7 protein-coding genes are annotated in these 8,005 nt (G+C 46.2%); all 7 read left to right on the top strand.

Annotated elements, in window-relative coordinates:
- Nucleotides 1–287: 287 nt before the first annotated feature.
- The gene (locus Q1Y74_RS12380) at nt 288–860 is read left to right on the top strand and encodes a DUF177 domain-containing protein (protein ID WP_300814620.1); all 573 of its coding nucleotides are present in this window, start codon (nt 288–290) and stop codon (nt 858–860) included.
- A gap of 12 nt (nt 861–872) precedes the next feature.
- Nucleotides 873–1,058, top strand: a complete 186-nt coding sequence (rpmF, locus tag Q1Y74_RS12375) for a 50S ribosomal protein L32 (RefSeq protein WP_002562387.1) — start codon at nt 873–875, stop codon at nt 1,056–1,058.
- 115 nt (nt 1,059–1,173) lie between these two features.
- Nucleotides 1,174–2,178 carry a beta-ketoacyl-ACP synthase III gene (locus Q1Y74_RS12370; protein WP_300814619.1) on the top strand — a complete coding sequence of 335 codons (1,005 nt, stop codon included), beginning with the start codon at nt 1,174–1,176 and terminating at the stop codon, nt 2,176–2,178.
- 118 nt (nt 2,179–2,296) lie between these two features.
- The gene (gene era / locus Q1Y74_RS12365) at nt 2,297–3,178 is read left to right on the top strand and encodes a GTPase Era (protein ID WP_300814618.1); all 882 of its coding nucleotides are present in this window, start codon (nt 2,297–2,299) and stop codon (nt 3,176–3,178) included.
- A 43-nt stretch (nt 3,179–3,221) separates the two neighbouring features.
- Nucleotides 3,222–4,535, top strand: coding sequence for a ribosome biogenesis GTPase Der (gene der / locus Q1Y74_RS12360; RefSeq protein WP_300814617.1), 1,314 nt, complete (start codon nt 3,222–3,224; stop codon nt 4,533–4,535).
- Nucleotides 4,536–4,769: 234 nt separating this feature from the next.
- Nucleotides 4,770–7,028, top strand: a complete 2,259-nt coding sequence (locus tag Q1Y74_RS12355; protein ID WP_300814616.1) for a tetratricopeptide repeat protein — start codon at nt 4,770–4,772, stop codon at nt 7,026–7,028.
- A 26-nt stretch (nt 7,029–7,054) separates the two neighbouring features.
- Nucleotides 7,055–7,711: a response regulator transcription factor gene (locus tag Q1Y74_RS12350; RefSeq protein ID WP_300814615.1), complete on the top strand. Its 657-nt coding sequence runs from the start codon at nt 7,055–7,057 to the stop codon at nt 7,709–7,711.
- The last annotated feature ends 294 nt before the right edge of the window (nt 7,712–8,005 follow it).

Raw genomic sequence — 8,005 nt, 5'->3', positions numbered from 1 at the left:
CGCGCCGATGGTACTGCGTAACAGTGGGAGAGTAGGTCGTCGCCGTCTTCGAGAGCCCCGCCGCTTCCTGAAAGGGAGGTCGGCGGGGCTTCTTTTTGTATTTAATGTATGTAGCAATGGTTTGAACGTGTCCGGCTGTTTGAATTATATAGACCTTATATGTGTTTTATCCCGGCGGTATGAATGATTTGGACGAAATATATATAAAATGTGAATATTTTGTTGTAATTGCTACATTATGAGGATAATTATTTGTATCTTTGTCGCCCGAATAAACTAAAGAAGCTTTGGGAAAGTTTGATAAATACAAAATAGATTTGAAAGGGATGCAGGCAGACTCTTGTACATATGAGTTTGTTCTTGACAACCTTTTCTTTGCTAACATTGATGGCCCGGAAGTCCAGAAGGGTAAAGTCAATGTTGTATTGGTCGTTAAAAAAACATCTCGTGCTTTTGAATTGAATTTCCAGACGGATGGTATGGTTTGGGTACCTTGTGACCGTTGCTTGGATGATATGGAGCAACCGATAACTTCGACGGACAAACTTTTGGTTAAGTTTGGACGTGAGTATGCGGAAGAGGGTGACAATATGATTATTATTCCTGAAGAGGAAGGTGAGATTAATGTCGCTTGGTTCATGTATGAGTTTGTGGCTTTGGCTATTCCGATGAAACATGTTCATGCTCCGGGTAAGTGTAATAAAGCAATGAGCAGCAAGCTCAGCAAACATTTGCGTACGACTCCGGATGAGGAGGACGGTTTTGTTGTAGAAGAAGGCGATATGTTGTCTGCTGATGACGGGGAGACTCCGACCGATCCGCGTTGGGACGAATTGAAGAAAATATTAGATAACAATTAAAGATTAGAGAAAATGGCACATCCTAAAAGAAGACAGTCAAAAACAAGAACTGCAAAGAGAAGAACTCATGATAAGGCAGTAGCTCCTACATTGGCTATTTGTCCGAACTGTGGCGAATGGCATGTTTATCATACTGTATGTGGCGCTTGTGGCTACTACAGAGGTAAGCTTGCTATCGAGAAAGAGGCTGCCGTTTGATGCGGTTGTTTTTGAAACATTTTAAGCTTGAGTATCGGGTGTCTAAAAAGATTTGTCTTTACAAACCTTTTTAGACTACCGTTGTTTAAGTGTTTTTGTTACTAAAGTACTTTCAATGGAAAAAATAAATGCAGTAATTACAGGAGTCGGCGGTTACGTGCCTGATTATATCTTGACCAATGATGAATTGTCGAGAATGGTCGATACCAATGATGAATGGATTATGACCCGTATCGGAGTGAAGGAGAGACATATCCTGAATGAAGAGGGCTTGGGTACTTCGTACATGGCACGTAAGGCTGCCAAGCAGTTGATGCAGCGTACCGGTTCCAATCCCAATGACATAGACATGGTTATTGTGGCTACTTCTACTCCTGACTATCATTTCCCTTCTACGGCATCTATTTTGTGTGATAAACTGGGCTTGAAGAACGCTTTTGCTTTCGACTTGCAGGCTGCTTGCAGCGGGTTCCTCTTTTTGATGGAGACAGCTGCAAACTTTATCCGCTCTGGCCGTTATAAAAAGATTATCATTGTAGGTGCCGATAAAATGTCATCGGTAGTGAACTATACCGATCGTGCTACTTGCCCGATTTTTGGTGATGGTGCAGCCGCTTTCATGATGGAGCCGACCACTGAAGATGTGGGCGTGATGGATGCTATCTTGAGAACCGACGGCAAGGGTCTTCCTTTCTTGCACATGAAGGCTGGTGGCTCAGTATGTCCTCCTTCGTATTTCACGATAGACAATCACATGCATTATATTTATCAGGAAGGCCGTACGGTATTTAAATATGCCGTATCGAACATGTCTGATGCCTGTGTGGCTATTGCCGAGAAGAACAATCTTAATAAAGATAATATCAATTGGATTGTTCCTCATCAGGCCAATCTCCGCATTATTGATGCAGTGGCCCATCGTTTGGAAGTTCCTCATGACAAAGTCTTGATTAACATAGAGCGTTATGGTAATACCAGTGCCGGTACGCTTCCGCTCTGTATTTGGGACTTTGAAGAGAAACTGAAGAAGGGTGACAACATTATCTTTACAGCATTCGGTGCCGGATTTACTTGGGGTGCCGTTTATGTGAAGTGGGGTTATGACGGCAAGAAGCAGTAATTGCTTCTTCTGTTCCCAATCGGTGAATGTTTGAACACTTTACATATAATTATAAAAGAAACGCATCCTATTTCGATTCGATGCGTTTTTTTGTCTCAACTAAAAATGTAGGAAATCAATGCATAAAGCAGGTTTTGTAAACATCGTCGGAAATCCAAATGTGGGAAAGTCCACCTTGATGAATGCGCTGGTTGGTGAACGCATCTCCATTGCCACTTTCAAGGCGCAGACTACCCGCCACCGCATTATGGGCATCTATAATACGGACGACATGCAGATTGTCTTTTCGGACACGCCGGGTGTCTTGAAGCCGGCCTATAAGCTGCAGGAGTCCATGCTGAACTTTTCCACTTCGGCCCTGACAGATGCTGATGTGCTGCTGTATGTGACCGATGTGGTTGAGACGCCGGACAAGCACAACGATTTCGTGGAGAAGGTTGCAGCTATGGAAATTCCGGTGCTGCTACTCATCAATAAAATTGACCTGAGTAATCAGGAAAAACTGGTGGAACTGGTGGAGGCGTGGAAGGAACTGCTGCCCAAAGCAGAGATTATTCCTATTTCTGCCGCTACCAAATTCAACGTGGATTATGTGATGAAGCGGGTAAAGGACCTTTTGCCCGATTCGCCTCCTTATTTTGACAAGGACCAGTGGACGGACAAACCTGCCCGTTTCTTTGTCAATGAGATTATCCGCGAAAAAATTCTGTTGTACTACGACAAGGAGATACCTTATTCGGTAGAAGTGGTGGTGGAACAGTTTAAGGAAGAAGCCAAGAAGATACACATCAACGCGGTGATATATGTGGAGCGTGACTCTCAGAAGGGCATTATCATCGGGAAACAAGGGAAAGCTCTGAAGAAAGTGGCTTCGGAAGCTCGCCGCGATTTGGAAAAATTCTTTGGAAAAACCATCTTCCTGGAGACGTTTGTGAAGGTTGATAAGGATTGGCGCAATTCGGACAAAGAGTTGCGTAATTTCGGTTATCAGCTGGATTAATATTCATACGACTGTGACAGTCGCACAAATTAAGAAGGAGACTATGGGAAATTTAGTTGCAATCGTAGGACGCCCCAATGTGGGAAAGTCTACATTATTTAATCGTCTGACCAAAAGTCGGCAGGCGATTGTGAATGAAGAGGCCGGAACAACGCGTGACCGCCAGTATGGAAAGACTGAATGGTTGGGGCGTGAGTTCTCGGTAGTTGACACCGGTGGCTGGGTGGTGAATTCTGATGACATCTTTGAGGAGGAAATACGCAAGCAGGTGCTGATGGCGGTAGATGAAGCCGATGTGATTCTGTTTGTAGTGGACGTCATGAACGGAGTGACGGATCTTGACATGGAGGTAGCTGCCATTCTGCGTCGTGCCAAGAAACCGGTGTTGCTGATTGCCAACAAGACGGACAATAACGAATTGCAATACAATGCTCCCGAATTTTATAGCTTGGGTCTGGGCGATCCCTATTGTATCTCTGCCGTTACCGGTAGCGGTACGGGTGATATGATGGATTTGATTGTCAGTAAGTTCAAAAAAGAGCCTGGCGAAATTTTGGATGAAGATATTCCTCGCTTTGCAGTCGTGGGACGTCCCAATGCAGGCAAGTCTTCCATTGTGAATGCCTTTATCGGCGAAGAACGAAACATCGTGACGGAAATTGCCGGAACCACACGCGATTCCATCTATACCCGTTACAACAAGTTCGGCTTCGATTTTTATCTGGTTGATACGGCGGGAATCCGCAAGAAGAACAAGGTGAGTGAGGACCTGGAATATTATTCTGTCATCCGCTCCATCCGTTCCATTGAGAATTCTGATGTCTGTATCCTTATGCTGGATGCGACGCGTGGCATCGAGAGTCAGGACCTGAATATTTTCTCGCTGATACAGAAGAACCAGAAAGGCCTGGTTGTCGTAGTAAATAAATGGGACTTGGTGGAAGACAAGACCGTCAAAGTGATGAAGACCTTTGAGGAAGCTATTCGTAACCGCTTGGCTCCGTTTGTCGATTTTCCCATTATCTTTGCCTCCGCTTTGACCAAGCAGCGCATCCTGAAAGTGTTGGAAGAAGCACGTCAGGTTTATGAAAATCGTATGACCCGTATCCCTACTGCACGCCTGAACGAGGAAATGCTTCCGTTGATAGAGGCTTATCCGCCCCCTTCAACTAAAGGGAAGTATATCAAAATCAAGTATATCACTCAGTTGCCCAATACGCAGGTGCCGTCGTTTGTCTATTTTGCCAATTTGCCGCAATATGTAAAGGAACCCTATCGCCGTTTTCTGGAAAACAAAATGCGTGAAAAATGGAATTTGACGGGAACTCCAATTAATATCTTCATACGGCAGAAGTAATCTTTGCGTTGGCTCATCGACAGGTGACTAATAGTCGGATGCTGGCTTTTTCCGACTGGTGTGGCGCAAGTGTGAATAGGAATTTGTATTACAAAACGAAAAAAAGGAATGAGAAAGCGTTACTGCCTTCTTCATTCCTTTTTTTAATTTCTTCGGTGGAAAATTCGTCCGTATGCCTTGTCATTAGAATAATTTGAATATTTTTGTTGCAAAATGAAGTTGGAGGTCGTATACATGAAACGTTTGATAGGATGGTGGATTCTGTTGTTGCTTTTACCTGAGGTCGTAATGGCTGTGCAGGCTGATGCGTTGTCGCGTCTTCAAAGCGAAGCTGCCAGGCGTAAGGACCTTCAAGGTTATGTAGGCGTATGCAGTTACCTCAGCGAGAATGGTGTGTATCCCGAATTGCTTTCTGCCTATGCCGATTCCATCCGGCAGCTGGCTGTGCGCGACAAGTCTGCCTCTGCTTTTGTGGAATATTATGCTTATCGTGGCGAGGCTTGTTTTGTCGGTGGTAATTTTACGGAAGGATATCAGTGGAAACGCAAGGCGTTGGCTTTGGCCGAAACATTGGGGAAAACGCAGAACATTGTGACCATTTCCGGCGATTTGGGTTATTATTATAATGTGGATACACGTTACGATTCCGCCCGTTATTATTTGAAAAAAGGAATGGAAGCCGCTGCGGAACAGCCAGAACTGTCCGGCTATTATCGGACAATGCTGACCAACTATGCCAGTTCCTATCTCTTTGAAGGAAAGGCTGATTCTGCTTTGCACTATACCCTTTTGGCTAAAGAACGTTCTCTGGCCGATCGGGACACGGCTTTGCTGATAGAGAACCTGAACCAGTTGGGCACCTTGTACCGGAGGAAGAAGAAACTGAGCAGGAGTATCGAACATTTTAAACAGGCCCTGCAGTTGTGTGAGTTGAAACATAACTACAGGGCGGCAGCGTATATCTATGGCAATATCGCTACCGTCTATTGCGAGTGGAATGCTTTTGAGGAGGCGGTTTCCTTCTCGGAAAAGGCTGTAGAATATGCCTTGAAGTGGGGAAATCCGCAGATGGCCTGCATCTTCTATACCAATTTGGGTGCTGTCTTGTGCAATGTGGAGGGTAAGGAGGCTGAAGCTATCCAGAACCTGCAAAAGGCGGTAGAGGTTTCGATTGAAGTAGGCAACAACCGTCGTTTGTGCGAGGCCTATTCTTATTTGGTAGGGGCATTCAGCAAGATTGGACAGATGGATGCTGCCGAAACCTATGTCTCCAGACTGGACAGTCTGACCAATGTACTCCAGACCGATGCTGAGTTCTTCCGCTACTACCAGGCTAAGGCATCTCTTTTACAGGCAAATGGCCGTTACGGTGAGGCTGCCGGATATTACCGCCGTATTGTGGAGATGATGCAGCATGGTTTCCGCAATTCCAAGGATTACGAAACTTATCTGCATTTTGCCGAGTGTCTCCATGTTCTTCAGGACAACGCGGCCGCTTATCGGAATCTACATGAGGCATACGCTTTGCGCGACTCATCTTTCCGTGCTGAATATAACGAACGTCTTTCCGATTTTTCTGTGAGGTATAAGACACAGGAAAAAGAATTGGAAATAGCCCGTTTGCAGCAGAAAGAGCTGGAGAGGAAAGGGGAACTGTTGCGCAACCGGATTGTGCTGGGCGCTTCTTCGGCTGTCTTTCTCATTGTTTTGCTGCTTTTCCTTTATGCCCGTCAACGGCAGAAGGTGCGGATAGCCCGTCTGGCGCAGGCTGCTGGCGAAAAGGAACGGCAGTTCCTGGCCTTGCAGAAAGACACGGAACAACGCCTGACGCGGAAATACATTGAGGGACTGGAGAGTGAGCGCGAACGGATGGCTACCGAGCTGCACGACGATGTGTGCAACAGCTTGTTGGCTTTGGCAATGAACGTCCGCTCCTCGCTCGAGAGTGGGACCCCGCATGAAAAAGGCATGGACGAGCAGCTGGCCCGGCTGGATGAGATACGGGAGCGCTTGAGAAACATCTCTCATGAACTGATGCCTCCTGTATTCCAGTATGCAACCATTGACGAGATGTTGGCCGATTACGTGGCCCACCTGCCTTTGCCCGAGGGTCTTCGGGCTGAATATCGTTCTACGGAAGGGGGCGACTGGAAACTGATACCCCAGCAGATTGGCTTTGAGTTTTATCGTATTGTGCAAGAAGTGGTCAGCAATACCCTGAAGTATGCATCGGCATCGCTCTTACAGGTGGAACTCACATGGAAGGATGCGGTGCTGTCGGTTTCTGTGTGCGACAATGGAAAAGGCTTCGATCCTCATAAGAAGAGAAAGGGAATAGGACTGGAAACAGTCAGACAACGGGTTCAGACCATTGGGGCTGTGATGTCGTTGGATGCAGCTCCCGGCAAGGGCATGTGCCTGAAGGTGATGGTTAATTATCCGCTTTGTGCAGACAAAGTCGGCCTGTCGGACGGCGACAGTCGTGATAAATAGCGGAGCATGAGTAAATAATAGGTGTTATGGACAGTAAAATGAAAAAAGCGGAAGTGCTGGTGGTGGACGACCACAGCCTTATTGTGGAGGGAATCTGTCGGGTGGTGAATGCCATGCCCGAGGCGGTGGTGGCCGATGCCACCACTTCCGGGAAGAAGGCTCTTGAGCTGATAGCGAAGCGCGATTACGATATCTATATTTTAGATGTAAGTATGCCGGAAGTGTCCGGTTTCGACCTGATTGCCCAAATACGTGAATTGAATGAAGATGCCCGTATCATCGTGAATACCCAGCACGAAGAGGTGTGGATTGTCAACCGGCTGGCACAGAGTGGGGTGAATGCGGTTACGTTGAAGTCCTCTGACTCTAATGAACTGACAAATGCCATCCGTAGTGTGCTGAGGGGCGAAAGTTACGCTTGTGGCCGGTTTGCTGCACTCTGCCAGAAGCTGAAGCGGGGCACGGAAGGCATTTTTCCCAGAGAAACGCTTACACGCCGCGAGCGCGAGGTGCTGCAGGCGCTAGCCAAGGGGCTGAACAGTCATGAAATTGCGGAACAACTTCATGTTTCCGAGAATACGGTCGAGACTTTTCGCCGCAGGCTGATGGCTAAATTCGGTGCCAAAAATGCGATTGATTTGGTCGTGAAGGCCATTGCACAGGGCTGGATTACCCTGGAATAGATGGTTAAAATGCAATTTTCACGGTTTTCCGTGATTTTTATTTGGAACAGATGCCCTAACTTTGCGGCGTAATTGAAATTGTCCATCAAAATACATGGTAGACAATTGAGAAATATATCGTGATGATATAGTCAATTCTATTAACTGGTTTTATGAGGAAATGGGATACGCCGTTGATGGCGTGTCCCTTTTTTATTAGGGATATTCAGTAAATGTCCCTACAAAGTAAGATGGCATATAAAGTCGATAGAGTATAATCACTTTATATGCCATTATTATTGTCCTTTTTCCGTG

Origin of the sequence: uncultured Bacteroides sp., from assembly GCF_949298305.1 — a bacterium.
In the GTDB taxonomy this organism is placed as follows: domain Bacteria; phylum Bacteroidota; class Bacteroidia; order Bacteroidales; family Bacteroidaceae; genus Bacteroides.
The sequence above is the reverse complement of the archived record's forward strand: the minus strand, read 5'-3'. Positions and strand labels throughout refer to the sequence as shown.

Coding starts and splice junctions, on each gene's coding strand:
- Q1Y74_RS12350 (WP_300814615.1), top strand. CDS start 7,055: ATGGACAGTAAAATGAAAAAAGCGGAAGTGCTGGTGGTGGACGACCAC.
- Q1Y74_RS12370 (WP_300814619.1), top strand. CDS start 1,174: ATGGAAAAAATAAATGCAGTAATTACAGGAGTCGGCGGTTACGTGCCT.
- rpmF (WP_002562387.1), top strand. CDS start 873: ATGGCACATCCTAAAAGAAGACAGTCAAAAACAAGAACTGCAAAGAGA.
- Q1Y74_RS12355 (WP_300814616.1), top strand. CDS start 4,770: ATGAAACGTTTGATAGGATGGTGGATTCTGTTGTTGCTTTTACCTGAG.
- era (WP_300814618.1), top strand. CDS start 2,297: ATGCATAAAGCAGGTTTTGTAAACATCGTCGGAAATCCAAATGTGGGA.
- der (WP_300814617.1), top strand. CDS start 3,222: ATGGGAAATTTAGTTGCAATCGTAGGACGCCCCAATGTGGGAAAGTCT.